This window comes from Acinetobacter sp. ANC 4169 (assembly GCF_002135355.1).
Classification (GTDB): Bacteria; Pseudomonadota; Gammaproteobacteria; order Pseudomonadales; family Moraxellaceae; genus Acinetobacter.
This window is the reverse complement of sequence record NZ_NEGE01000012.1, coordinates 54988-80472: the sequence shown is the minus strand read 5'-3', so window position 1 is coordinate 80472 and position 25485 is coordinate 54988. Positions and strand designations below refer to the sequence as shown.

Sequence of the window (25485 nt, the reverse complement as noted above, 5' to 3'; positions counted from 1 at the left end):
GTGAGCTTAAAATGTCATTACCGAATATTGATTTTGATCTATTACCGACACCTAACTTTGAGCAGGTTCAGGCCAAGGAATTGTCCCATCCACCGCGTATTTTATTGCTCTATGGTTCAAACCGGGAACGGTCTTATAGTCGCTTGGCAGTGCTGGAAGCTGGTCGTATCCTTGAGCATTTTGGCGCGGAGGTGAAAATCTTCCATCCTAAAGGTTTGCCCTTACCCGAAGATGCTGAAACTTCACATCCTAAGGTTCAGGAATTGCATGCCTTGCTGGCTTGGGCAGAAGGCATGGTGTGGTGTTCACCGGAACGGCATGGTTCAATGAGCTCGATCTTTAAAGCGCAAATTGACTGGATTCCACTGGCAGCAGGGGCAATTCGCGCCACTCAAGGCAAGACCTTGGCTTTAATGCAGGTGTGTGGTGGATCGCAATCCTTCAACGCTTTGAATCAAATGCGGGTTTTGGGTCGCTGGATGCGAATGATCACCATTCCAAATCAATCTTCCATTGCCAAAGCATTTATGGAATTTGATGAAGATGGGCGAATGAAAGCATCCAGTTATTACGACCGGATTGTCGATGTGATGGAAGAGTTGTATAAATTCACCTTGCTGACACGTGGACAGGCAGGCTACCTAACCGATCGTTATTCAGAACGTAAAGAATCTGCGGCTGAACTTTCAAAACGGGTGAATCAAAAGTCCATCTGATTCATTTAGCAGGATTCCAGCTGCTTTAAAATCTGGCAATGATCAATGGTGGTTTGGGTAGCGCAAGATTGTCTGAGTTGTTGAAGTTGCAGCTGGAATTTTTGCAATTCGGAAATTTTGCGCTCAATGTGGGTTAAATGTTCGTCAATGACGTTATTCACTGCACAACAGTCTTGCTCAGGTTTTTGTTCAAGCTGAATCAATAACTCAATTTCCTTGAGCGACATATCCAGTGCACGGCAGCGCTTGATAAAAATCAGCCGTTTCAGCGTTTCATCATCATAATGACGATAATTATTGGCTGCCCGAAAACTCGGCTGGATCAACTGCTTTTTTTCATAAAAACGGATCGTGTCAGTGCTGAGCTGCGTTTTGTTGGCCAAATCTTTAATTAAATAATTTTTCTCTGATTTCATGGTATAGCTTGACCTTGGAGTTACTCCATAGTTTTAAATAAGCATAATACAAAATAAAAGTCATTTGAATGGGAGTGATCTTATGGCGTGTAACCATTGTTGTGATGAGCCTGCACCACCCAAACCAGACAGTAAATTTAGAACTGCCTTATGGATTGCATTATTCATTAATTTGGCCATGTTCTTGATTGAATTGATTGGTGGGGCTTATGCACATTCTTCGGCACTTTGGGCGGATTCCCTCGATTTCTTTGGGGATGCCGTAAACTACGGCATTTCGCTGGCGGTACTGGGTGCAAGCCTGTATTGGCGAGCCACGGTCGCCTTGGTGAAAGGTTTAACTATGGCACTGTTTGGTGTGGTAGTGATTGGAAAAACAGTTTTTGCTTATGTGCAGAGCATTCCCCCTGAAGCGATCACTATGGGGGCAATTGGGGTTCTGGCTTTAGTTGCCAATGTGAGTTCGGCTTTAATTTTATATAGCTTCCGTGATGGTGATGCCAATATGAGTTCAGTTTGGTTATGTAGCCGTAATGATGCAATTGGAAATGTCGCGGTGATATTAGCTGCGGTGGGAGTATTTGGTACAGGAAGCATATGGCCGGATATTGGGGTGGCAGTGATTATGGCGAGTTTAGGTTTAAGCAGTGGTTATCAGGTGGTTCGTCAGGCTTTGGCTGAGCGGGTAATTCGTCATGAGTCAACTTAATTCTTATATTTGATATAAATCAAAGCTGCCGAGAGGTGACTTTGTTAATGGTGGTAATTAGTTTTTTGAATAGAAGTTTGAGAATGGAAAAATTATTTTTTAAAATTACTTGAAATTTAGGAATATAAACCCTAAATATGAAGTAGATATTTTTATGCTCTTTCGAGCACCCAATCGCACCTAGAGTCACAGGACGCATCATTGTGTTCCGAGTACTTGTCAATGGCGACCGACAAGGTTTCATCGTTGAGTAAGACGAATAGGAAGCGATATGCTGCTTCTGTCATGGCGAAAACTTGGAAGCATGTAGGCTGTTTGAAAATTTGGAGCATAAAAATGATCGATAAAGTCAAAATCTATTTAGCTGATATTTGTTTGTCAGTCTATTTGGGGATGACCGTGTTCATGGGATGGGAGAGTGGAAATATTTTGATACAAATATTATTGATTTCCACTTGCTTATATACAATAACACAACACAAAGGGCAGTTATTTTCTGATATAATAATATGGGGAATGTGTCTTAAAAGGGCCTTGATTTTGAAATCTGAAAACACAAATCAGAATGATATTTCGAGCACCCAATCGCACCTAGAGTCACAGGACGCATCATTGTGTTCCGAGTACTTGGCAATGGCGACCGACAAGGTACAATCGTTGAGTAAGACGAATAGGAAGCGATATGCTGCAACTCTGAAACTATGTGACCATGACCTTGCAAGAGCATAGTGAAACGGGAATGGAATTTTATCAATATTGTCAGCAAGAGTTTGATGCTGAGTTAAGTAAATTCAAAACGAAACTTGGTAAGAAAAAGTCATCTTTAACATATCATTCAAAATATATAACAGTAGATGAATTCTTTGAAGATAGAGAAAAATATAAAGTAGAAATAATAAATTCTATTCAATTAAACAAATTTAAATTTGATCCTCTCACTCCAATTTTTCTTCCAAAAGATAAAAATAATTATCGTATGGTTTGCGTACCATCCGTTAAGGATAGATTGGTTCAATTGTTATTTATCTCTTATTTAGAAAAGATAGAAAAGAAGAAAAATTTGCAAGCTCAAGATTTTGCTTATAAAGAAAAATATGCAGAATTAAAGGGAGTGAAAGGGGCACATGATAAATTAAAAAATCTGAGAAAAAAGTATAAATATGCTTTGAAAACAGATATTGAATCTTTCTTTGATAATTTAGATAGACATAGGATTTTAAAATTATTTGAAGAAAAAGTTGGGTTACCTAGTTTACAGATATTCTTTAAGACAATGATAAATTCCGACCCTATTCCACGATTGATTCAAGCTACAACTGATGAGCAGTTTAGAATATTTTCTACGATGATAAATAATAAAAAAGGTAGAGGAATTAGACAAGGTATGCCCATAGCTTCCTTATTAGCTTCATTTTATTTACAAGATTTTGAAATTGTTTTGCAAAATGCACAAATTGAATTTGTTAGATATGCTGATGATTTAGTTGTATTTGCAAATACAAGAGATGAAATTGAAAAACACTTTGAACTAATAAGACATGAATTGAACAAAATACAACTTTCTATACCAGATATTGGATCGGGAAAATCAGAAATTTATACTCCTTCTCAAACGGTAATATTTTTAGGGTTGGAACTTAAAAAAGTTGGAACTGAGTTTAAGTTATTTATTCCTCAAAAGGCATTTTCGGAATTAAATAAAAAAGTTATAGAATTACAAGGATATAAAAAGAATATAAAAACTGGTTTGAACTTTTATAAGACTTGTCAGAAATTAGATCAAATTTGCAATGGATATATAGTTTGTTATGAGTTCACATCCAATCTAGCTGAATTTAAAAAACATGTAGAAGAGAGAAAGTCATTTGTATATAAACGTCTACTTGCACCTTTAGGTATTGATTACACAAAACTTTCCTCTGAAAAGAAAAGATATTTCTTTAATGAATAAAAAAACCGAGCAATTCAGCTCGGTTTTTTAGATTCAAGGAATTTTATTTTTCAACGAATGCACGTTCAATCACGTAGTCACCAAGAACACCCATTTTTGGAGATTCTTTCAAACCGTGTTGGTCAAGAAGTGCAGCAACGTCGTCCAGGAATGCCGGGCTACCGCAAAGCATTGCACGGTCAGTTTCCGGGTTGAAACGTGGCAAGCCGATTTTCTCGAACAATTGACCAGATTCAATGGCAGTGGTTACACGACCTTGAGTATGGAAATCTTCACGTGTTACTGTTGGGTAATAGACTAATTTTTCTTTAGCACCTAGTTCACCGAAGAATTCATGGTTTGGAATTTCGTTTTCAATCAAGTCTTGGTAAGCCAATTCTGAAATGAAACGTGTACCATGAACCACGATGATTTTTTCAAAACGCTCATAAGTTTCAGGGTCACGAATTACAGAAAGGAAAGGCGCAAGACCGGTACCTGAAGAAAGAAGGTACAAGTTTTTACCCGGGTTTAAATCGTCAAGAACCAAAGTGCCTGTTGGTTTACGTGATACCAGAATGTCGTCGCCAACTTTTACTTTTTGTAGAATAGAAGTTAAAGGACCATCTGGCACTTTAATAGAGAAAAACTCTAGTTCTTCTTCATAGTTAGCACTTGCAATTGAATAAGCGCGCATTAAAGGCTTACCATTCACTTCAAGACCGATCATCACAAATTGTCCGTTTTTAAAACGCAATGCAGTGTCACGAGTGGTTTTAAACGAGAATAAAGTGTCATTCCAGTGGTGGACGTGAGTAATCTTTTCGACGTTGAAAGCAGCCATTAAAGGTCTCAATAAGTTATCAAATTAGAACAGCTTACTATTCTAATCTAAAAACATTCTCGATAAACTGAATATATTTAATTGAACTTATCAGAAAAAGTGATTATGACTGAGCTTAAAATGCCAATAATCGGGTATATGAAATCGCCCTATAAGGAAAAATTTGGCATTCCACGACAACCGAATCTGGTACAGGTTGAATCCTATATTGAAATGGTTGAACCTTATAATGATTTGCTGGCATTTGAAGGAATCGAGGAATTTAGTCATCTCTGGTTGTTGTGGCAGTTTCATGACAATAAAAATCAGCAGGAAAGTCAAAAATTTAGAGCGCAAGTACGGCCGCCGCGTTTGGGTGGCAATAAAAAAATCGGTGTCTTTGCCACGCGCAGCATGTACCGACCATCACCGATAGGTTTATCTGTGGTTCAGCTGAAAGCAGTGAAGAAAGTGGGCAAGTCTGTACGTGTTTATGTGACGGGCAGCGACCTTCTGGATGGCACGCCTATTGTTGATATTAAACCATATATTCAATATTCAGATGCAGTCATGGATGCGCAAAGCGGTTATGCGCAAGATGAGCCAGAACGAAAATCTGTGATTTGGTCAGAGCACGCGGAACAACAAAAACAGGTATTTTTGAATAATGGCAATTTAACCGAGCAATTAAGGGCTGAACTTGAGCAGGTATTGAGTTTAGACCCACGTCCTGCCTATCAGCATGATGATGAGCGCATCTATGGCATGTTGTTTGGTGGATTGAATGTAAAATTTCAGGTCTGTGATTTACAAATTCTGATTATTGAAATATCTCAATAAAAAAAGGAGCTAATTTAGCTCCTTTTTTATAGCTTGTATGCTGACTTAGGGTTTCATATTGTTTTGAATAAAAGTACTAGCTGTATCGTTATACCAAGTACATAAATTATTTTGGCTTTCAATACGTTGAATGGCAAGTTTTCGATCTGCATCAGTTAAAGTTGATGGAAGATTATCCTTTTCATTTTGGATTTCATCTGCAAGGCTGTACTGCAAACCTTTAGCATTACGTGCTACTTCGTAATATTGTCCTTTATATTCTGCATAGCCATGGGCTGCATCTGCATCAGTTCCTTCAGAAGAATACAGGTACGATACAGTATCTTTATAAGTTTTCTTAAAGATTCTGCTTTGAGCATTTTGACTATATTGCGCAGCATAATCATCAAAATATTGTTTCTCATCGCCATTGCTGTAAGCAAGCAGATTTTCTTGGTTATTAGAGTAGGTCAACTGCTGCATACAGTAAGCGCCAGCTGGGAATGTTAGGTCTTTAACGCGATTGTAATATGTATTACGGACTGTGCCAAAGTTTACTGTAGGTTCATTGCTAAGATCCCATTGATGTTCAGGCTCAAGTGTGGCTAAGACATTTTTACCGCTTAAATCAATCTTTTTGTAGGTCGATGTAAAGACTAAACCTGTGGAACCAATAGGTGAGTAGTGCTGATGAGTAAGAACTAAGTTCTTAAATGAGCCAGTACCAACGAAATAGCCATATTTAGAATCTTTGGGCCCAAAGTCTTGATAGATGCCATTTTGAGTAATGGTTAGATCATTATCATATTCAAAATTATTTTGATCGTAGATTTTTCCTTGATCAATAGTACCGATTGAATAATTCAGAGATAAAGCATCATCATTATAGCCACCATCAATTTCAAAATAATGCCATTGCTGAAAGTCTTTATTTTCCTGTGCCGATCCCGTATCTATACCTTGATAAATGCTGTCTGAACCGCCTCCGCCACATCCAACTAAAGTGAATGCTGTAATGATTGATAGGCTCAGATATTTAAGCTTCATGAGGAAACCTTCCGTTATTATTGATTAAAAAATTTAAGCTTTGTGATACTAGGTAAAAATTATGTCGATAATTAATTATTAATTTAATCATGTAAATGACTAATTATTACTTTAAAAATATTAATAAAATCATTATTTTAAATTTAACTAAAGAAAAAATTTAATTGATTAAAAATGGTTAATAATAAAGCTCGATTTAGAGCTGGGTATTCCACCACAGTACTGCAATTAAAACCAGCATGTGCAGAATTTGTACCGGAGCAAAATAAAGTGCAAATTTTAATCCTCCGCTTATGGCTGCATTAATGGATTTAGAAACAGCATGGGCAGCCAGACCTAACATCATTGCATAGAGTAAACTGGTATTTGCAGGTTCACCTTGAACAACCACAGCGGCTGCAGCGGCATGAATTTCAAACAATGAAGCCAAGAGTGTACCTGCAATTAAACCAGCATCACCGAGTAGGAGTTCAAGTCCATAAACCCCTGCCTGAATCAAGGTTAAAGTAACGGCAATGATTACCGCTTCTTTTAAGCTAAACATCGGACTATCTTCAGGTTCTGTTTCTTCGACAGGTTCTGCTTTATGTAAAAGCCAGTAAGCACAAAGCGCTAAAATTGCGATGGCAATGAGCGCGGGAAGTATCAACAGTTTTAGCCAGGCTAAAGACACACCGCCGACCACAATGAATAGCAGCACTAGAGTTGAAATACATGACATCAGTGCTGCACCGGCATTGGAACGGGCATCGACTTCACCATTACGTACTTGCAAACCTAAATGTGCAATGGTTGCGGTACTGGAAACAAATCCGGAAGCGATGGATGAAAGCATGAGTGCTTTCTTGCTTGAAAGTAAGCGTTTGGCAATATGTGCCAATGCTTGAACAACCAATATAATGGTCAGCAGTTTCAAAATAATATGCGGGTTGAGAACTGAGCCCCATAACGGGGTATTGGGAGTAAGCGGTAAGCCAATTAAAATCAGGGCCAGTAAAAATAAACCATCTCTAAATTCTGCTCCGGTAATCCATTTTCCTGCAAAACCATGAATCGAATGTTTCATCATTAAAATAACGGTCAGCACGACAGATAAACTTGCCGCCAGTGTGATATTCCAGATACATAATGCGCCAATAAAATAGGTCATGACAAAAGCCAGTTCGGTAGTGACCCCGGGATCTTGCAACTGGTTCTTCAGTGAAAAAATCCCGATACCGCCCACAATCAGCGCACCAATCATGCCAAAGATATGGCCAAAAGCAAAACACAGTGCACCCAATAAGGCACAAATGGTAAATGAACGAACTCCGGCAAAGCTGTGCTGATTTTCACGTTGCTTACTACGCTCACGTTCCAGCCCAATCAATAAGCCACAGCCTAATGCCGCTGCCATAATCATCAGCAATTCTTGAAAGGATGTAGTTTGAAGCGACAGATTCAGCATAGCGTTCACTGGATTGATCCGATAATTTGCCCATGGAAATAAAGCTGGTTAATTCAGCAGCATATCTCGCATTATTGGCTATAAATGGGTGAAAGTAAAAGCATCTTGACGGGAAAAACACGCTATAGTTTTGCTATAAACAATCTACAAAATAGCTTGGGCAGAGAAATGGTCGGGGGATACTGTTTTTCTAAAAGCGATTTAAGTCAGATGAAATTTAGTTTGTTATAGTGGGTGAATGTTTTGGGGCATATAACAATGAAGTTTAATTTTGAAATGGATACATCTTGGTGTCTGGAACAATTACAAAAAGATGGACGTATTACCGAGCGCAACAAGCTGCTGATCCAAACCACGCATCGCCAGCGTGAGCAACTGAAATGGCATCCATTGCAGTGGATTGCGCATTTTAATCTGGTCGATCAAGCTCATCCGCAAAGTACCCTGACCTTAAACCGTTTGTGTCAGTGGATTGCAGAAAAGGCCAATATCCCTTTTTATATTATTGACCCGTTAAAAGCAGATGTGCAGGCACTGACCAGTATCATGTCGCAAGAATTTGCCGTGCGTAATAAAATTCTGGCGGTTGAAATTCAGGCGGATCAAGTGCTGATTGCCACCGATCAACCGTTTAAAACAGAATGGGTGGCCAATCTTCAACATACGATTGCCCCGAAAAAAATTCAGCGCGTACTATTAAGCCCAGATCAGTTGCAGCGCTATCTGGTGGAATATTATCAGGTCAGCCGTGCGGTTAACTCATCGCAAAAATCCAGTGCTTATGATCGGGATAACAAAGGTGTAGAAGCGCTATTGCAACTCGGAGATACCCAAAATCCGGATGCCAATGATCAGCATATTGTCAAGCTGGTGGATTGGGTATTGCAGTTCGCTTTTGAGCAAGGCGCGAGTGATATTCACCTCGAGCCACGTAAAGACACTGGTAAAGTACGTTTCCGTATTGATGGGGTGTTGCATACCATTTATAAAATGCCGGCCAATACGCTGACTGCAGTGATCTCGCGGATTAAGATATTGGGTCGCATGAATGTGGCGGAAAAACGCAAACCTCAGGATGGCCGCTTAAAAACCCGTACCCCTAAAGGACAGGAAACCGAGCTGCGTCTATCCACCTTGCCGACGGCCTTTGGCGAAAAAATGGTGATGCGTATTTTTGATCCGGAAGTATTGGTGCGCAGTTTTCAGCAGCTGGGTTTTGAAGGCAGCTTACTTGATGATTGGCAAGCTTTAACTGCACATAGCCACGGCATTATTTTAGTGACAGGGCCGACCGGTTCAGGTAAAACCACGACGCTATATTCTTCGCTTAAACAGCTGGCAACCGAAGAAGTCAATGTCTGTACCATTGAAGATCCGATCGAGATGCTGGAACCGAGCTTTAACCAGATGCAGGTGAATCAGGGGATTGATTTAGGTTTTGCCGATGGAGTTCGTGCCTTGATGCGTCAAGACCCGGACATTATTATGGTGGGGGAGATTCGTGATCATGATACTGCCAATATGGCCATTCAGGCGGCATTAACCGGTCACCTGGTGTTATCCACCTTGCATACCAATGATGCACCATCGAGTCTGACCCGACTGCATGACCTGGGTGTGCAGCCATTTTTAACGTCAGCCACGATTTTAGGCGTGCTGGCACAGCGTCTGGTACGTAAACTTTGCCCGCATTGCAAACAGGAAACCTTTATTAACGAGCAGGAATGGAAACATTTAACCTTTGATTATACGATCGACATGCCAAACTTCGTATTTCAGGCGGTGGGATGTGAAGAATGTCGCCATACCGGTTATAAAGGGCGCGTCGGCATTTATGAGTTTATGCCTTTAAGTCTGGAAACCAAACAGCTGATTGGTGCAGATGCGACTTTAAACCAGCTGCGTGATCAGGCCAAGAAAGAGGGAATTGAGCCACTACGCATCGCCGGGGCACGCAAAGTTCTGGCAGGAATGACCACGCTGGAAGAAGTTTTACGTGTGGTTCCTCTGAATTAAAGTATTTTAAAAATGCAGCAATCTTAAGATTCACCTCATCTTGATTTGTTCTAATGGGTTTATCGAAACGATAGACCAATAGATGAGGGTTTCAGCATGAATATGATTTCTAAAGCAGCTTTAATTTTTACTTCCGTGGCTGCAACGACATTTGCACTGGCCAATACCCCAGTGAATCAAAGTGCCGTAGCAGCCCATACCACCACGACGGTTAAACATGCTTTGACCTTAAAAGATGATAGCAAGGTACAGCTTAAAGGTTATGTAGTGAAATCGGTCGGGGATGAAAAATATCAATTCCGTGATAACACCGGCACGATTACGGTCGAAATTGATGATGAGTTATGGCAGGGTAAACCGGTGAATGCCAAAACCCCCGTGACCATCAACGGTGAAGTAGATATTGATTACAAACCGGCTAAACGTATTGAAATTGATGTGGATGCAGTTAAGTTTTAATGCAGTTCATTAAATATGCACAGATCATCAGTCTGAGTTGCTATCTCTTGTAAATAGTGCCTCTTATGAAAACCACATGATTGGCTCATGTGGTTTTTTTGAATCAAGCGACTTTGAAAGCGTGCTATCTTAAAAGTAGAAAATGCCTCATACATGAGAAAACACATGCGAATCTTACTGGCAGAAGATGATGCATCTCAAGCAGAGAGCATCAAATCATGGCTGGAAATGGATGGCTATAATATTGACTGGGTCGAGCGCGGTGATCATGCCATTTTAGCGATTGAACAGCATCAATACGACTGTATTTTGCTGGATCGCGGTCTGCCCAAAGCCAGCGGCGATGAAATTCTGAAAACCTTACGTGCGCAGCAACAGCAAACACCGGTTATTTTTCTGACTGCGCGGGACAGCATTCATGACCGCGTTGAAGGCCTGGATTTAGGTGCCAATGATTATCTGGTCAAACCGTTTAATCTGGAAGAGCTCTCGGCGCGTGTACGTTCGCAGTTGCGTCAGCATCAAAGCAGTGTCGGGCAAGATTTACATTATGCAAATCTGGTTTTGGATCCGCAGGCCAAAACACTTCTTCAAGATGGGAAGACTGTGAATTTAACTGCCAAGGAATTTCAGATTTTGCATAAACTGATGCAAAGACCTGAACATGTGATCACCCGTGAACAGCTGGAAGAGTCTTTATATGCCTGGGGCGATGAAATAGAAAGCAATGCCATAGAAGTGTTTATCTATCAGCTACGTAAAAAAATAGGCAGCCAATATATTAAAACCATCCGCGGTTTGGGCTATCGCATGAGTCAGGATTAATATGTCACACGCCGTGTCGTTACAAAGCAAACTGGTCAGAACATCATTATTCAGCTCAATGCTGGCGGGTATATTGGCACTGCTGCTATTTAGTGTGATTTCCGTGTATCAGACCATGCAAGTGCAAGATCAGATCATGGATGAAATTGCCGACATGCTGTTGATTTCAGATGTGACCAGCAACTCAGGCCAACACGTGGATGAACTGAGTGATGAATTCGATATTCAGTACCAGTTCAAAAATCAGCAACAGGTTCTCACCGAATCAAAAGATTTTTATTTAGAGAATCAATATTCAACGCTCAAAAATAACGCATCTGAAGGCTACCATTATCTTTGGCAAGATCATCAGCTGTGGCGCGTGTATCGGGCTGAAGATTCCGAACTGAATCTGTCAGTGCTGATGTTGCAACCGCTGGGCGAACGCTTTAAAGATCTGGCTCAAAATGTATTCAGTTATGGTTTGATTTTAATCCTGCTCTGGTTGATCCAGTGGCTGATTCTACATTTTGCCGTAAAACGCCAATTTAGGGTGATTCACCAATTATCTAAAGAAATTTCAGCTAAAAGTGCCGATGATCTCGCACCCATTCAGCAACAGGTGCCTGAACTGAAAGAATTACAACCGATGGTGTTGCAGCTGAACCAGTTATTGGAACGGCTTAAAAAATCTTTAATAGCCGAGCAGCGCTTTACTGCGGACGCTTCACATGAATTACGTTCACCGTTATCTGCCATTCAAATGCGTTTGCAGGTACTGAAACGTAAATATCCAGAACTCGATCAAGACTTGGCCAGTATCCAGAATGATGTCAACCGTGGCACACAGGTACTAGAAAACTTGCTGTTACTGGCACGACTTGACCCAACCAATAGCAGCCAATTACCTAAAACCAATATTGATTTGAATATGGTGCTCAATGATGTCATCCAGGCCTTACAGCCTTTTGCCGTAGAAAAAAATATTCAAATCCAGCCTCAGCTTTCTTCTGATCTTTATATCACTGCGAATGAAAAACTCGTTTTCAGTTGTATCCGCAATCTGCTGGACAATGCCATTCGTTATGCCGGGCAAAATGGCCATGTATTTATTGAAATGCAGCAAAAGCAGCAATACATCAACATGACTATTGAAGATGATGGGCAGGGTGTAACTGATGAGGTTTTGCAGCGTCTGGGCGAGCGCTTTTATCGGGCATTGGGTACCAAAACTCAAGGTTCAGGATTGGGACTGTCTATCTGTGAAAAAATTATCGACTTGCATGCAGGAAAAATTCACTTTTCCAAATCTGCACATGGTGGCTTAAAAGTCGAACTGCAATTTCCAATCACAATTTAGGGTTAAAAAGCAGGATGTTTGCGCTCATCCTGCTGCTTTCCACGTTTATTATTATTGGAGAATAGCGATTTTTGTTATTTGGTCAATATAAGACGGTTGTTACGGGTTAAACGTAGACGGTATTCTTCACCGGCATGCATAATTCGAATTTCGCGGCCCAGTGAAAACAGGTTGTTGGAGTGCAGCATCGGTAGTGAGTGAGCTACGTCGTTATTACGGGTAAATAGGCTAAATGGTGCGTTCATTCCGTCGATTCCGTGGTATGTATTGAATGGATTAAATGATAATCATTATCAAATATAACTGTCAATCGTTTATTTAAGATTTTATAAAAAACTTAAATTTGCTTACACTTTGTAATATTTTTAGGCTGAGGAGCAGGGAATGTCGAAACCCATAATTCATGTTGCCATTGCAATTTTACTGCATCAGAACAAAGTGCTGGTGGGCTGGCGTGAAGCGAAACAGCATCAGGGTAATAAACATGAATTTCCCGGTGGCAAAGTGGAGCAGGGTGAAACACCCCTGGCTGCGTGTCGCCGTGAAATCTATGAGGAAGTGGGTATAGGCTTGCATGACTGGCATGCCTTTGATGTGATTGAGCATGAATATGATGATGTGATCGTCAACTTACATTTATTTCATGCCATCGTCCCGACCGCATTATTGAATGAAATTCAGCAGCCCTGGACTTGGTATAGCCGTGAAGAATTGCTGGATTTAAACTTCCCTAAAGCCAATCTGTCCGTAATTCAGCGCCTATATTGGCCGCATCAAATTAAAATTTCAGATCAACTCGAAACATTAAGGCAGTTGCAGCAAGACCAGTTACTGTATTGGCGCGTTGCAGGAAGCCAGCAGCAAATCAGCGCTCTGGCCGAGCTCAGTGTTGAGCATTTGGCGAAGTTAATTGTAAATGTCGATATTTATCAGCAACTCAATACAATTCAGCAAGCAGCGATTTCCACTATTCATTTAAAACAGTCACAACTGATGGCTCTAAAACTGGGTGATTTAAGCATTGGAAAGCGTTACCTTGCGGCATGTCACGATCTGGCTGCAATGCAACAGGCACAGCAGGTGGGTTGTGATGCTATTTTGCTGAGTCCGGTATTGCCGACCGCCACCCATCCAGACGCTGTAGCATTAGGTTGGGAACAGTTCAATCTCTGGGTTTCACAGGTCGATATACCGGTTTTTGCCTTGGGCGGCATGCAGGCGGGTGATCTTGCCCTTGCTAAAGAACAGGGCGCATATGGCATTGCAGGGATGCGCTTTTTATAAAACGGTATTGAATTTTATAAAAACAGAATCAGAGCATGTATTGAACCGTGATTATTTTGTCTCAATACATGCTGGCTTTTATAAACTGTTCAGGGCTTTTTGCGCTTGTTGAATGGATTTTGGATCTTTTTGCTGTTGTGCAGCTTTTAAAATAACCAGCCACAGTTGTTTCTTCATGGCATTGGTTTGTGCATAACTCAGTCCGCGTTGTGCCAGAGCTTCAGCATTTGCCGGTTGATTTTTTTTATTGGCAATCAAGGCCAGATACAAGAAAGTTTCAGCGGATTGCGGTGCGAGACGCTGTGCCTGCAATGCTGCAGCCTCTGCTTCATTCCATTGTCCTTGCTGATAGGCCTGCTGGACTTTTTGCATGAGTTTTTGAAATGCAGGAAGTTTGCGGCCATCTTCGAACTGCTGTTTGCGCTGTTGCTCTGGAACAACCACCTGCATCTTTTTACGTTGAATTTCTTCACGTTCATAAGGGGTGATGACCACGCCTGAAGGTGTTTTAATGTCCTGCTTTTCTGTAGGGGCAGGTTTTGCTGGCTGTTTGGTTTCAGGGGCTGGCAGGCTTTGACAGCCCACAAACCCAATCAAACTCAAAGCGATTAACCCATATTTATGCCATTTAAATTGCCCATTCATGCTCAACTGTCACCCTTAATTGTTATAACTACCACTTGAAATGACCTGATTCGTAGAACCATCGTTCTGTGTTTCAGTATCACTTTCACGAATATAGTTTCCAATACTATCGTTTTGGTCGGCAGGTGTCTGATTGTTTTCAGTATCAGGATTGGAAGCAGGTTCTACCTGATAGCTCGGTAAACCGCAGGCAGTGGCCTGACGTGGCATATTACTGCGAAGTAACGGAATGTACATGGCACCTTCACAACCTTGCGCAGATAAATACCCACTGGCACGGTCAATCCATTGCCATTGCACATTTTCAGTTTGACGCAAGTTAACCGGTTTTTGTCTTAATTGCTTCATCACATTAATCCAGACCGGTAATGCGCCTGAAGAACCGGTCAAGCCAGTCACCTTGTTATTATCCAGACCTAGCCAGACCACGCTGACATAATTACCTGAATAGCCTGCAAACCATGAGTCACGGGTATCATTGGTGGTGCCTGATTTGCCTGCCAGTTTTAAATCGGCAGGGAAAGCGCTATAAGCAGCACGACCAGTACCCGAGCTCATGACCTGTTGCAGGCCATAATTCAAAATATAAGCTGCCGATGGATCAATGGTTTTTTGTACCGTTAAACCATAACGATCGAGCAGGCGGCCATTAGCGTCCACTACAGAGCGAATGGACTTGATTGGATATTTGAAACCACCGGTTGCAAAGTTTCCGTAAATGCTCATCACTTCCATCGGCGACATATCAATTGCACCTAAAAAGATGGATGGATAGCTTGGAATATCAGAAGTTACCCCAAATTTTTTCAGGTGATTGCTAAAGGTCGAAATACCAAATTCCTGGCCCAAGCGAACGGCTGCAAGGTTATACGAGTTTGCCAATGCTTCGGACATTGGAACAATGCCGTGTTCACCACCACTATAATTTTTAGGGGTCCAGTTTTTACCTTCGCTATAAACATTCATGGCACTGTCTTCAACTGGGGTTGCCCAGTTATAACGTCCAGATTCAATCGCACTTAAATAAATCACCGGTTTAAGCAAGGAACCGACCTGACGTTTTGCATCCAGCGCACGGTTAAAGCCGGTAAAGTCCTGGGTAGAACCCACAGCTGCAACCAGTTCACCATTTTCAGGATGCGAGATTAAAACCGCGCCTTGCAAATCTCCAAGTCTTTTGGGATTGGCGCTAGACAAACGGGAAACCGAGGCTTTAAAGGCTTCCTGTACTTTGGTTTGGGCAATCGGATCTAAAGAGGTAAAAATTTTTAGACCTTGATTGGTCAGATCGCCTTCCTGATATTCGGTGCGTAGCTGTCGACGTACGATATCCATGAAATCCGGGAAGCGGGCAGGTCCCAAGGTCGGTTTGGCAATGACATTTAATGGACGAGCAGTTTCTTGCTCAAACTGTGCTTGAGTCAGATATCCCATCACCAGCATATTGTGCAACACAATATCACGGCGTTTTTTTGCACCTTCCGGATTTTTCCAGGGGTTAAATAGCGAAGGACCTTGCACCAGACCGACTAAATAAGCCTGTTGAGCAATATTGAGTTCGCGTAGCGGCAAGCCAAAATAAAACTGTGAAGCCAGACCATAGCCGTTAATAGAATAATTGCCGTTTTGTCCCAGATTCACTTCATTTAAATACGCTTCCAGAATTTCATCTTTATCGTAATGAAGCTCAATCAGCATCGCCATCAGGGCTTCATTGACCTTACGTTTTAAGGTTTTTTCCGGGCTTAAATAGAAATTTTTCACCAGCTGCTGGGTCAGGGTCGAACCGCCCTGACGTTTACCACCAGTGACGTTGCTGACTAAAGCACGTGCTGTACCCCGTACCGATATCCCATGATGGTGATAAAAGTTACGGTCTTCGGTAGAGATCAGCGCTTCAATGAGCGGTTTAGGCACACTATTGAGTTTAATCAGCACCCGATCTTCATTATGTTGCGGATAAATTCCGCCAATCAGTAAAGGTTCTAAACGCGCAATGCCGGTAGATGAAGGCTTGGTGGCACTGACTTCACCAATCTGATTGTCGCTAAACGTAACTTTTAATACCTGCTCCGGTTCAACGCTGTCACCAAAGTCGAAGCCACGGGTATGCACATAGAGTGCATCACCGGAGGTGACATAACTGCCGGAGTTGGCATAGCTGTCAGAACTTTTATAACCCAGAAGTTTAAGCTCTTGAGTGAAGTCTGCCTGGTTGACCGGTGCATTGGTATAAATTTCCAAAGGACGGGCAAAAACTTTTGCCGGAATATCCCAGCGCTGTCCTTCAAATTTATTGCGTACAATATTATCCATTCGGATTAAATAGATACTAAAAACCAAGAATACGCCAATGACTAATATTGAAAAAATAAGGGCCAGTAAACCGATACCGCGTTCAGACTTCATCAATTATTATAAGATCCAAATAAATTGTGCTAATCATGCGAAGCTTTTCATTTTTTTGCAATAATTAATCTGTGAATGAAGATAAAATATAACAATAAATTGCACAAAATATTTTGAATGAGTCTTTGATTTTATAAAAGATATTATTTTTAGCTCTAAAACAGTGTTTGCGAATTATCTGTCAATTTTTAAGCAAGTTAACAGGCTTAAGTCATGCCTGGGCTGCGGATGAAAATGATCTTGCAGATCGGGTGACTTTTATCATAAAAAATCATCCTGATTTTAGTTGTTGATTGCATGTAAAGCGAACCGATCTGGATGACAGGCTAAAAACCTGGCTGAGTCTTTGAATTTGCTAGATTGTTAGTGTAATCAGCCGTTAAAGTTTTTTAAAATGAACAGGGTTAATGCTATGATAGGCAGGAATCGTAGCGGAGCGATGACCCAGGTGCAAATTTCACATAAAACTTTTCGGAACATTGGATTAATAGGCCGTCCAGATAAATCCTCCGTCGTGGAAACTTTAAGTCTTATTCATGACCATCTTTTAAGTTTAGGTTTACATCCTGTTTTTGATTCGGAAACAGCAGCCTTAGTTCCTTATAACAATACGCAAACCGTGAGCCGCAGTTTACTGGGTGAAGTGGTTGATCTGGTCATTGTGGTGGGTGGTGATGGTTCTTTACTGCATGCTGCACGTGCTCTGGTTAGACACAATACGCCTGTGATTGGGGTAAACCGTGGTCGTTTGGGCTTTTTAACCGATATTAAGCCGACCGAGGTTATTTTTAAGCTGGATCAGGTGCTCAAAGGCGAGTTTCAGCTCGACCGCCGTTTCTTGCTAGAAATGGAAATCCGTTCCAAAGGTGAAAGTATTTATGATGCCATCGCCTTGAATGATGTGGTTCTGCATTCAGGAAAATCAGTTCATATGATTGACTTTGAACTGAATATTGATGGCCAATATGTCTATCGTCAGCATAGTGATGGCTTGATTGTTTCGACGCCTACCGGCTCTACGGCTTATGCGCTCTCTGGTGGTGGACCGATTGTTCATCCGAGTATGGATGCCATTTCTTTAGTGCCCATGCATCCGCATACTTTGTCGTCACGTCCGATTGTGGTGGGCGGGCATAGTGAAATCAAGATTATCATTCGTGAAAACCGTGTATTGCCAATGGTTAGTGCCGATGGTCAACACAGCGTTTCACTCAGTGTTGGGGATAGTTTGCATATCCGTAAACATCCATTTAAATTGAATCTCCTTCATCCACCCGGTTACGATTTCTATATTGCTTGTCGTACCAAACTGGGCTGGAACCAAGATTTTGACTCTCTACAACAGCAGGATTAAATGATGAATATTGAACAAATGCTGGCCGTACTCGATCCTGAAATTGTTGCGCGTTTAAAGACAGCAGTGGAAATTGGTAAATGGCCGAATGGCGTAGCGCTCACCAAAGAGCAGCGTCAAACCTGTATGCAAGCCGTTTATGCCTGGGAAATGAAAAATTTGCCTGAAACTGAACGTAGTGGCTATATTGACCGCGGTACCAAAGAAGAAGATGAACACTGCGATTCGCATGATCCAAAGCAAGACGAAGAGTTTAAGCCGATTCGTTTTGTTTAAATATTTATTTGTAATAAAAAAGACACTGTGGTGTCTTTTTTATATTTTAATTTTTTGAAGGGTACGACGGTGTCTTACCGATAAACCTCAATTTATAGAAGCTCATTCTGTTACTTTGGATAAGCCCTGAGAAGTATTACTTCGTAAGGCCAAAGTCACCTTGCGAACACTTGAAACATGTTTCAAGTGTTCTCATCGCAAAACTCGTTCCATACTATCATTAGATGAATGTTTCGCAGAACCATTTTTATCAAATGAAGTCTTGCCTCGAACAATTGCGAATGGCTTTGTCACGTATCATTTATTCTGCATCAAATTAGATTTTAGACTTGCGATTTGCCCAAAGCTCTTTGGCCTTTAACATTGCCTCATCATAAGAAGCACATGCCCCCATTGTGTATAAAGCAATTCCCATGGTTTCCGTTACTGCAACTTCACCATATTCATGCTGCTGCTTGCCTTCCCAAACTGCTTTAAACACTGCTAAATCCAACTCTTCTTCAATAGGACTACGGTTATCTGTCAGTTTAGGGAGTTCATGTTCGTAAAGTTCACCATTTTTAATGCCGCAAATTAAGGTTTTGGCATCCGGATTACGTTCAAACTCACCGCCTTCACCTTTAATCACCGCACTATTTTGATAGCCCAGTTTAAACGCGGCTTGTTGGTGTGAACCCCGATAGGCAGGATGAAAAATGGCCTGCATGGTGGCTTTGGCATTAAATGGATTAATTAAACGGGCAAGGGTGTGGATTGGGGAACGTAAACCCATCACATTCCGTAGAGAGATCAAATCACTCAAAATAGGTGAGATCGCTTCCAAGGGAATATAGGCAAAATTGCGTTGTTGTAACTGCTGTTCCACATCGCTGTCATTTTTGCAAATAGCATAACCGAGATATTCCAATACCTGTTCGGTATAAAGGCGGTTAATGGTATGGCCAGATGCGCCATGCATCACCACCTTGTAGCCATGTTGGGCCAAAGTCAGGGCAGCCAGTAAGAACCATGGATAGTGCTTACGCTTGCCGGCATACGATGACCAGTCCAGATCCACATCCAAGGCTTTGAAATTCAATTGATCACGGGTGGCCTGTACAAAGCCGGCCAGTTCATCTACAGATTCCTCTTTAACACGAAGTAGCATCAGGAAAGCACCCAACTGCACATCCAAAACTTCATCTTTTAAGATCATGCTGAACGCCTGATAGGCTTCGTCAAAAGTCAGGGAACGGGCACCATTTTTTCCTTTTCCCACAATACGAACAAACTGAGCAAAAGGATGTTCAAAATCTTTATATATATTTCGTTTGGTATTCATAGTGCAATTTCAGCATCAAACCTGATCAATGGGGATAGTTTACGTTGATCGCTGGTATTTTTCAGCCTGATTTTGAGGATTAAATTTGAACCATTTAGACCATAGTCTAAGAGGTGGTGTATATTATTTAACCTAATTTAACATTTGAGGCAAAACAAAGCCTTAAAAAACAGGTAAAATTTAACCTGGTTTTAATATGTGTTCATCTCCTGATCAATCCTCTGATTTTTTATCGGAGCCTAATTGTGATTTTTAATCACATTTACACAGTTAGTTTTTTTATACAGTATCAGAGATTTCTTGATACTTTGGTGCTCTTTTATCTTTGATAAAGGAGTTTTGGGCTGTTTATTTTTTGAAAATAGACAAAATCTGAATATTTCTGATTAAGAAATATATCGTGAAGTAATGTCATGGCTAAAAAACCAATCTATAAGTCGCTGTATTTTCAAGTAATCGTTGCCATTATTTTGGGTGTGATTGTTGGGCATTTTTACCCAAGTTCATCTGTAATTGTTGACGGTGTTAAGCAAAGTGTTCCAGGCTTGGGCGAGCAATTAAAACCATTAGGTGATGCTTTCATTAAGCTCATCAAAATGATTATTGCACCCGTGATTTTCTGTACTGTGGTGAGCGGTATCGCAGGTATGGAAAGCATGAAATCTGTGGGTAAAACAGGTGGTATTGCGCTGCTCTACTTCGAAGTGGTATCAACACTTGCATTAATTATCGGTTTGCTGGTGATCAATATTGCAAAACCGGGTGTAGGCATGAACATCGATCCTGCAACTTTAGATACATCAGGTATTTCGAAGTATGTAGAGTCTGGTGCATCTCAATCGACACTTGATTTTTTCATGAACATCATCCCGAATACGGTGGTCGGTGCCTTTGCCGAAGGTGAAATTCTTCAAGTCCTTTTATTCGCATTGCTGTTTGGTTTCGCATTACATAAATTGGGCGATGCAGGTAAACCCGTCCTTAAATTCATCGATCAAATTTCGCATGTGTTCTTCAACATCGTAAACATGATCATGAAACTTGCGCCGATTGGTGCATTTGGTGCGATGGCATTCACGATTGGTAAATATGGTATTGGTTCACTGGCTCAGTTAGCTCAACTCATCATCTGTTTCTACATTACTTGTTTACTGTTCATTTTCATTGTATTGGGTAGTATTGCACGTTTCTGCGGTTTCAGTATTTTGAAAATGATCCGTATGATTCGTGAAGAGCTTTTGATTGTACTGGGTACATCATCTTCTGAATCCGTGCTGCCACGTATGTTGAAAAAACTGGAAATTGCCGGGTGTGAAAAGTCAGTTGTTGGTCTGGTGATTCCTACAGGTTATTCATTTAACCTGGATGGTACTTCAATCTACCTGACTATGGCTGCAATCTTCATTGCACAGGCAACCAATACCCAGCTTGATCTTGCTCACGAAATTACGCTTTTAGCGGTGCTATTGATTTCTTCTAAAGGTGCTGCGGGTGTAACAGGTTCTGGCTTCATTGTTATGGCGGCAACATTGTCTGCGGTTGGTCATATCCCCGTAGCAGGTCTGGCATTGATTCTGGGTATTGACCGTTTCATGTCTGAAGCACGTGCCTTGACGAATCTGGTGGGTAACTCATTGGCGACAATTGTTGTTGCGAAATGGGTAGGTCAATTAGACACGGCCCAATTAAATGAAGCATTAAATAACCCGGAAATGGTTGACCAAAAAATGCAGGAAGAATCGACTCAAGCACACGCTTAATTGATTTGGATGTAAAAAAAGGAAGCTTCGGCTTCCTTTTTTTATTGACCTTAAAGTCATAAAATAAGATCGTTATAGTTCATGACACAGTCTAATAAAATGAATAGGATAGCAAAGCAGAAGAAATAACAATGACTAAAGACAAGGACGCTATATGTTGGCTTATGATGCTGATTTAGAATTATTCCGTGACAACTTTAAACGCTTTATGAATGAGCATATCGCACCGCATTATGAACAGTGGGAACATGAAGGCATTATGCCGCGTTCTGTATGGAATTTGCTGGGCGAAAATGGTTTCTTGTGTGTGGATGTACCTGAAGAATATGGCGGCTATGGTGTTCCAACCCATTATTCACTGATGCTGGTAGAAGAATCTGCACGTGCCGGATATAGTGCCATATCGACAGGTATTTCATGTCATTCTGAAATTGCGGCCCCTTATATTTTGCATATTGGCACAGAAGAACAAAAGCAGTACTGGTTGCCAAAAATGGTGACAGGTGAAGTGGTGGGTGCAATTGGTATGACTGAACCAGGTGCGGGTTCGGATTTGCAGGCAATGCGTACCAATGCCATCTTGCAGGGAGATCACTATCTGCTCAATGGTTCCAAAACTTTTATCTCCAATGGTCAACATGCTGACCTGGTGGTATTGGCGGTTAAAACTGATCCGCAAGCGCGTGCCAAAGGCGTATCCTTGATGCTTTTAGATACACATTTGGAAGGCTTTAAGAAGGGAACCAATCTGAATAAAATTGGTTTGCATTCGCAAGATACTTCAGAGCTGTTCTTCGATAATATCAAGGTACCTAAAGATCAGTTGCTGGGTCAGGCAGGACAAGGTTTTGCTTATTTAATGCAGGAATTGCCACGTGAGCGTACTGCCATTGCATCTACTGCCATTGGTGCCATTCGTGGTTCAATTGATGTCACTATTGCTTATGTCAAAGAACGTCAGGCTTTTGGTCAGCCGATTAGCCAGTTCCAAAATACCCGTTTTGTTTTGGCACAGGCAAAAATAGATGAACAGGCTACAGCTGCATTTTATAACCAGAATGTTGAACTTTATATGCAAGGTAAACTGGATGTCGAAACAGCCGCAGCCTTAAAAAGTTTTGCAACCGACATGCAGATGAAAATAGCGGATAACTTGTTACAGCTGTTTGGTGGTTATGGCTATATGACAGAATATCCAATTTCACGTTTCTTTGTAGATGCGCGTATCCAGCGAATTTACGGCGGTACCAATGAAATTATGAAAGAGATTGTGGCGCGTAGTTTATTGGGCCGTTAATAGATGATATTGACATACAAAGCATGAAATAAAAGCTTGAAATAACAGAAATCGAAAAGAACACCCTGAAAGCTGGATAGTTAGTCTGACTTTGAAGGGTGTTTTTTATTGACTGAGCACCATTAAACTTTCTTCAATAAAAGCGGGTAAATCATCCGGTGAGCGCGATGAGATATACAGATTATTATCATTCACCACACCGACATCGTAATATACCGCACCGGCATTAACCAGATCCTTGGCGAGTGTTTTAATGGTGGTCATTAAACGGCCTTTAACCACTTTGGCAGAAATCAGTAGTTGCGGACCGTGACAGATACTCAAAATGGGTTTTTGAGCATTGGCAAATTTACGCACAAAATCCACGAAACGGTCATCGCCACGGAGTCGTTCGGGAGAATAGCCACCCGGAATGAGCAAGGCATCAAAATCCTGCACCGACACATCATCTATACTTTGGTCAATAGTGACGGCCGATTTTCGCTTATGACCATAGACAATGTTGCCTGCTTTATTTTCAATATTTAAAACACTATGACGTGCAGCGCGAAAGGCTTGCACAGGTTCTGAATATTCAACGTCTTCAAAATCATGAGTCACTAAAACGGCGATTCTTTTTGACATTATTGTTCTCCGAATTGCTTTGTTCAAAGCACTATAGATCAAACATTAGTCTTTTGTGATGGAGTTTGGTAAATGACACTTGCAAATGAGAGAGTCCTGTAAGCAGACTTTTAGGTATATATTTAAGTGTTTGTAAGCATTAATAAATTAAGCTAAAGACTTTTGTTTCTGCATGTGTCGAAGTTCAGTAGGTCTAATTTTCCGACAGTTGACTTTGGCTACTTGTTCAAAGTCTTTATAAATTCTGGGACTTTGTATGCAATCAGGTCTTCTTTACAGTGTTTTAACGTCATCAATTGCAAGACGAAGGAGTGATGGCAATCCAGGCTTTAACCGATTATCTGCCATGTTTATCTGGAATGTCCGTCACCGCAGCTTCCTAAACGTGAAGATACGAGAACAGCATCGCTTTAATTGAACCTGCTCAGGTAAGTCAATAACAATATAATAAGTAAGACAGATTTTTCCCTTGAGTGCTATGTGTAATGCCACATTGAGTCTCCCAAACTAAAGAAAAAATAGCTAAAAACCCCACCGCATTAAGCGTTTTTAGCTATGAACTTATTTGCAAATAACGATAAATTTATTAAATGAAATGACATAAAATTGACAGCCTGATTGCTGAATTAGAAATGTACAGTTGCAGTTCAATTTTTATTAGATTGGTAAAACCTGATCCATTTTAAATATTCACAGCAAAAACATCGTGAATAAAATTGCTGCTTAAATCAACTGTATGTTTTTAAGACTGAATCAATCAAAGTCTTATTGCGTAACATTTGAAAGCTAACTATTGTTATACTGTTTGCATAACGTTTTTGAAGGGCAACATAACAATGATCAACGACGATCAAAACACAACGACTTCTCTTGACCTTGCTCAAATCCGTGAGGATATTGACTCTGTAGATCAACAGATTCAACAGCTTATTAATCGACGAGCAAAATTGGCTGAAGCTGTCGCAAAGGCAAAATTTGCTGCTGAAGAGAATCCTTTGTTTTACCGTCCTGAACGTGAAGCACAAGTTTTACGCAATGTTATGGAGCGTAATGAAGGGCCGTTATCTGATGTGACCATGGCACGTTTATTCCGTGAAATCATGTCTGCATGTCTGGCACTGGAAGCACCACAAAGTATTGCTTTTTTAGGGCCTGTAGGAACCTATACCCATTCAGCAGTGCTGAAACATTTTGGTCAGGATGCTATTGTCCGTCCACTGCCTACCATTGATGAAGTATTCCGTGAAGTCGAAGCCGGAAGTGCACATTATGGTCTGGTACCGGTAGAAAATTCATCTGAAGGTGTGGTCAACCATACTTTGGACTGTTTTAAATCTTCGCACTTGAACGTGATTGGTGAAGTAGAACTGCGTATTCATCACCAGTTCCTTGTTTCATCCAATACCCGTAAAGACAGCATTAAACAGATTTATGCCCATCAGCAAACCTTGGCGCAATGCCGTGGCTGGTTAGATGCACATTATCCGGGTGTTGAACGTGTGGCCTTAAGTTCAAATGCAGAAGCTGCACGCCGTATTCGCAATGAATGGCATTCAGCAGCGATTGCTTCAGAAGTGGCTGCCAATATTTATGATCTGGAAATCTTGCATAGCAATATTGAAGATAATCCGGAAAATACCACACGCTTCCTAGTGATTGGGCGTGAAAAAGTACCGCCAAGTGGTAATGATAAAACTTCATTGCTGATTTCTGCACATGACCGTGCCGGTGCCTTGCTGGAAATTCTGGCGCCATTTGCCAAACACAACATTAGTCTAACCAGTATTGAAACTCGTCCGGCTTTACCTGAAAAATGGGCCTATGTTTTCTTCATTGACTTAGAAGGTCATGTCGATCAAGAAAACGTGAAAGCGGCAATTGAAGAAATTCGTCCTTTGGTGAAAGAAGTTCGAGTTTTGGGTTCTTACCCGATTGCAGTATTGTAAATCTTATCCATTAAAGTCGTGGT

General features: G+C 41.1%; 23 protein-coding genes. 14 read left to right on the top strand and 9 right to left on the bottom strand.

Going from position 1 to position 25485, the window contains the following annotated elements:
• Positions 1–11 precede the first annotated feature (11 nt).
• Complete coding sequence (gene arsH / locus B9T26_RS10515; protein WP_086199650.1) at positions 12–716, top strand: arsenical resistance protein ArsH; 705 nt, start codon at positions 12–14, stop codon at positions 714–716.
• 5 nt (positions 717–721) lie between these two features.
• On the opposite strand, the gene B9T26_RS10510 is transcribed toward arsH, so the two are convergent.
• Entirely contained in the window at positions 722–1132 is a 411-nt protein-coding gene (locus B9T26_RS10510; protein ID WP_086199649.1) for a MerR family DNA-binding protein, read from the bottom strand.
• Between the two features lie 82 nt (positions 1133–1214).
• Here B9T26_RS10510 and B9T26_RS10505 point away from each other — a divergent pair, with 82 nt between their 5' ends.
• On the top strand, positions 1215–1841 hold the full coding sequence (locus tag B9T26_RS10505) for a cation transporter (RefSeq protein ID WP_086199648.1): 627 nt from the start codon (positions 1215–1217) through the stop codon (positions 1839–1841).
• A 709-nt stretch (positions 1842–2550) separates the two neighbouring features.
• Positions 2551–3792: a reverse transcriptase domain-containing protein gene (locus tag B9T26_RS10495; RefSeq protein WP_086199646.1), complete on the top strand. Its 1242-nt coding sequence runs from the start codon at positions 2551–2553 to the stop codon at positions 3790–3792.
• Between the two features lie 43 nt (positions 3793–3835).
• Here the strand turns inward: B9T26_RS10495 and B9T26_RS10490 are convergent, their stop codons facing one another.
• A complete protein-coding gene (locus B9T26_RS10490; RefSeq protein ID WP_086199645.1) occupies positions 3836–4615 on the bottom strand; it encodes a ferredoxin--NADP reductase in 780 nt (259 codons plus the stop codon).
• 105 nt (positions 4616–4720) lie between these two features.
• Here B9T26_RS10490 and tsaA point away from each other — a divergent pair, with 105 nt between their 5' ends.
• Complete coding sequence (gene tsaA / locus B9T26_RS10485; RefSeq protein WP_086199644.1) at positions 4721–5434, top strand: tRNA (N6-threonylcarbamoyladenosine(37)-N6)-methyltransferase TrmO; 714 nt, start codon at positions 4721–4723, stop codon at positions 5432–5434.
• A 45-nt stretch (positions 5435–5479) separates the two neighbouring features.
• Here tsaA and B9T26_RS10480 read toward each other — a convergent pair whose 3' ends face one another.
• Positions 5480–6460, bottom strand: coding sequence for a hypothetical protein (locus B9T26_RS10480; protein WP_086199643.1), 981 nt, complete (start codon positions 6458–6460; stop codon positions 5480–5482).
• A 196-nt stretch (positions 6461–6656) separates the two neighbouring features.
• Complete coding sequence (locus tag B9T26_RS10475; protein WP_086199642.1) at positions 6657–7907, bottom strand: MgtC/SapB family protein; 1251 nt, start codon at positions 7905–7907, stop codon at positions 6657–6659.
• A 258-nt stretch (positions 7908–8165) separates the two neighbouring features.
• Here B9T26_RS10475 and B9T26_RS10470 point away from each other — a divergent pair, with 258 nt between their 5' ends.
• The 4 genes from B9T26_RS10470 to B9T26_RS10455 all read left to right on the top strand — a co-directional run bounded on the left by B9T26_RS10470 (position 8166) and on the right by B9T26_RS10455 (position 12546).
• Entirely contained in the window at positions 8166–9923 is a 1758-nt protein-coding gene (locus tag B9T26_RS10470; RefSeq protein WP_086199641.1) for a GspE/PulE family protein, read from the top strand.
• Positions 9924–10019: 96 nt separating this feature from the next.
• The gene (locus B9T26_RS10465) at positions 10020–10382 is read left to right on the top strand and encodes a NirD/YgiW/YdeI family stress tolerance protein (protein ID WP_086199640.1); all 363 of its coding nucleotides are present in this window, start codon (positions 10020–10022) and stop codon (positions 10380–10382) included.
• Positions 10383–10547: 165 nt separating this feature from the next.
• Positions 10548–11207, top strand: a complete 660-nt coding sequence (locus B9T26_RS10460; protein ID WP_086199639.1) for a response regulator transcription factor — start codon at positions 10548–10550, stop codon at positions 11205–11207.
• A gap of 1 nt (position 11208) precedes the next feature.
• Positions 11209–12546, top strand: coding sequence for a sensor histidine kinase (locus tag B9T26_RS10455; protein ID WP_086199638.1), 1338 nt, complete (start codon positions 11209–11211; stop codon positions 12544–12546).
• 74 nt (positions 12547–12620) lie between these two features.
• Here B9T26_RS10455 and hemP read toward each other — a convergent pair whose 3' ends face one another.
• Positions 12621–12791 carry a hemin uptake protein HemP gene (gene hemP / locus B9T26_RS10450; protein ID WP_081406229.1) on the bottom strand — a complete coding sequence of 57 codons (171 nt, stop codon included), beginning with the start codon at positions 12789–12791 and terminating at the stop codon, positions 12621–12623.
• A gap of 139 nt (positions 12792–12930) precedes the next feature.
• On the opposite strand from hemP, the gene B9T26_RS10445 reads away from it, so the two are divergent.
• A complete protein-coding gene (locus B9T26_RS10445; protein ID WP_086199637.1) occupies positions 12931–13830 on the top strand; it encodes a thiamine phosphate synthase in 900 nt (299 codons plus the stop codon).
• A 78-nt stretch (positions 13831–13908) separates the two neighbouring features.
• On the opposite strand, the gene B9T26_RS10440 is transcribed toward B9T26_RS10445, so the two are convergent.
• Both B9T26_RS10440 and mrcB read right to left on the bottom strand, forming a co-directional pair.
• Entirely contained in the window at positions 13909–14475 is a 567-nt protein-coding gene (locus B9T26_RS10440) for a hypothetical protein (protein WP_086199636.1), read from the bottom strand.
• A 15-nt stretch (positions 14476–14490) separates the two neighbouring features.
• Positions 14491–16884 carry a penicillin-binding protein 1B gene (mrcB, locus tag B9T26_RS10435; RefSeq protein ID WP_086199635.1) on the bottom strand — a complete coding sequence of 798 codons (2394 nt, stop codon included), beginning with the start codon at positions 16882–16884 and terminating at the stop codon, positions 14491–14493.
• Between the two features lie 412 nt (positions 16885–17296).
• Here mrcB and B9T26_RS10430 point away from each other — a divergent pair, with 412 nt between their 5' ends.
• Positions 17297–18238: an NAD(+) kinase gene (locus B9T26_RS10430; RefSeq protein WP_086199634.1), complete on the top strand. Its 942-nt coding sequence runs from the start codon at positions 17297–17299 to the stop codon at positions 18236–18238.
• Positions 18239–18241: 3 nt separating this feature from the next.
• Positions 18242–18514, top strand: coding sequence for a YeaC family protein (locus B9T26_RS10425; protein WP_086199710.1), 273 nt, complete (start codon positions 18242–18244; stop codon positions 18512–18514).
• 316 nt (positions 18515–18830) lie between these two features.
• On the opposite strand, the gene B9T26_RS10420 is transcribed toward B9T26_RS10425, so the two are convergent.
• Positions 18831–19835: a glycosyl transferase family protein gene (locus tag B9T26_RS10420; protein WP_086199633.1), complete on the bottom strand. Its 1005-nt coding sequence runs from the start codon at positions 19833–19835 to the stop codon at positions 18831–18833.
• A 413-nt stretch (positions 19836–20248) separates the two neighbouring features.
• Between B9T26_RS10420 and B9T26_RS10415 the strand changes: the two genes are divergently transcribed.
• Both B9T26_RS10415 and B9T26_RS10410 read left to right on the top strand, forming a co-directional pair.
• Positions 20249–21595, top strand: a complete 1347-nt coding sequence (locus B9T26_RS10415; protein ID WP_086199632.1) for a dicarboxylate/amino acid:cation symporter — start codon at positions 20249–20251, stop codon at positions 21593–21595.
• A gap of 154 nt (positions 21596–21749) precedes the next feature.
• A complete protein-coding gene (locus B9T26_RS10410) occupies positions 21750–22892 on the top strand; it encodes an acyl-CoA dehydrogenase family protein (protein WP_086199631.1) in 1143 nt (380 codons plus the stop codon).
• Positions 22893–22997: 105 nt separating this feature from the next.
• On the opposite strand, the gene B9T26_RS10405 is transcribed toward B9T26_RS10410, so the two are convergent.
• Positions 22998–23516, bottom strand: coding sequence for a type 1 glutamine amidotransferase domain-containing protein (locus B9T26_RS10405; RefSeq protein WP_086199630.1), 519 nt, complete (start codon positions 23514–23516; stop codon positions 22998–23000).
• A gap of 836 nt (positions 23517–24352) precedes the next feature.
• On the opposite strand from B9T26_RS10405, the gene pheA reads away from it, so the two are divergent.
• A complete protein-coding gene (gene pheA, locus B9T26_RS10400) occupies positions 24353–25462 on the top strand; it encodes a prephenate dehydratase (RefSeq protein ID WP_086199629.1) in 1110 nt (369 codons plus the stop codon).
• Positions 25463–25485 lie beyond the last annotated feature (23 nt).

Coding starts and splice junctions, on each gene's coding strand:
- B9T26_RS10465 (WP_086199640.1), top strand. CDS start 10,020: ATGAATATGATTTCTAAAGCAGCTTTAATTTTTACTTCCGTGGCTGCA.
- B9T26_RS10430 (WP_086199634.1), top strand. CDS start 17,297: ATGATAGGCAGGAATCGTAGCGGAGCGATGACCCAGGTGCAAATTTCA.
- B9T26_RS10505 (WP_086199648.1), top strand. CDS start 1,215: ATGGCGTGTAACCATTGTTGTGATGAGCCTGCACCACCCAAACCAGAC.
- B9T26_RS10425 (WP_086199710.1), top strand. CDS start 18,242: ATGAATATTGAACAAATGCTGGCCGTACTCGATCCTGAAATTGTTGCG.
- tsaA (WP_086199644.1), top strand. CDS start 4,721: ATGACTGAGCTTAAAATGCCAATAATCGGGTATATGAAATCGCCCTAT.
- B9T26_RS10490 (WP_086199645.1), bottom strand. CDS start 4,615: ATGGCTGCTTTCAACGTCGAAAAGATTACTCACGTCCACCACTGGAAT.
- B9T26_RS10415 (WP_086199632.1), top strand. CDS start 20,249: ATGGCTAAAAAACCAATCTATAAGTCGCTGTATTTTCAAGTAATCGTT.
- B9T26_RS10455 (WP_086199638.1), top strand. CDS start 11,209: ATGTCACACGCCGTGTCGTTACAAAGCAAACTGGTCAGAACATCATTA.
- B9T26_RS10405 (WP_086199630.1), bottom strand. CDS start 23,516: ATGTCAAAAAGAATCGCCGTTTTAGTGACTCATGATTTTGAAGACGTT.
- B9T26_RS10440 (WP_086199636.1), bottom strand. CDS start 14,475: ATGAATGGGCAATTTAAATGGCATAAATATGGGTTAATCGCTTTGAGT.
- B9T26_RS10460 (WP_086199639.1), top strand. CDS start 10,548: ATGCGAATCTTACTGGCAGAAGATGATGCATCTCAAGCAGAGAGCATC.
- B9T26_RS10445 (WP_086199637.1), top strand. CDS start 12,931: ATGTCGAAACCCATAATTCATGTTGCCATTGCAATTTTACTGCATCAG.
- hemP (WP_081406229.1), bottom strand. CDS start 12,791: ATGAACGCACCATTTAGCCTATTTACCCGTAATAACGACGTAGCTCAC.
- B9T26_RS10510 (WP_086199649.1), bottom strand. CDS start 1,132: ATGAAATCAGAGAAAAATTATTTAATTAAAGATTTGGCCAACAAAACG.
- pheA (WP_086199629.1), top strand. CDS start 24,353: ATGATCAACGACGATCAAAACACAACGACTTCTCTTGACCTTGCTCAA.
- arsH (WP_086199650.1), top strand. CDS start 12: ATGTCATTACCGAATATTGATTTTGATCTATTACCGACACCTAACTTT.
- B9T26_RS10410 (WP_086199631.1), top strand. CDS start 21,750: ATGTTGGCTTATGATGCTGATTTAGAATTATTCCGTGACAACTTTAAA.
- B9T26_RS10470 (WP_086199641.1), top strand. CDS start 8,166: ATGAAGTTTAATTTTGAAATGGATACATCTTGGTGTCTGGAACAATTA.
- B9T26_RS10475 (WP_086199642.1), bottom strand. CDS start 7,907: ATGCTGAATCTGTCGCTTCAAACTACATCCTTTCAAGAATTGCTGATG.
- B9T26_RS10480 (WP_086199643.1), bottom strand. CDS start 6,460: ATGAAGCTTAAATATCTGAGCCTATCAATCATTACAGCATTCACTTTA.
- mrcB (WP_086199635.1), bottom strand. CDS start 16,884: ATGAAGTCTGAACGCGGTATCGGTTTACTGGCCCTTATTTTTTCAATA.
- B9T26_RS10420 (WP_086199633.1), bottom strand. CDS start 19,835: ATGAATACCAAACGAAATATATATAAAGATTTTGAACATCCTTTTGCT.
- B9T26_RS10495 (WP_086199646.1), top strand. CDS start 2,551: ATGACCTTGCAAGAGCATAGTGAAACGGGAATGGAATTTTATCAATAT.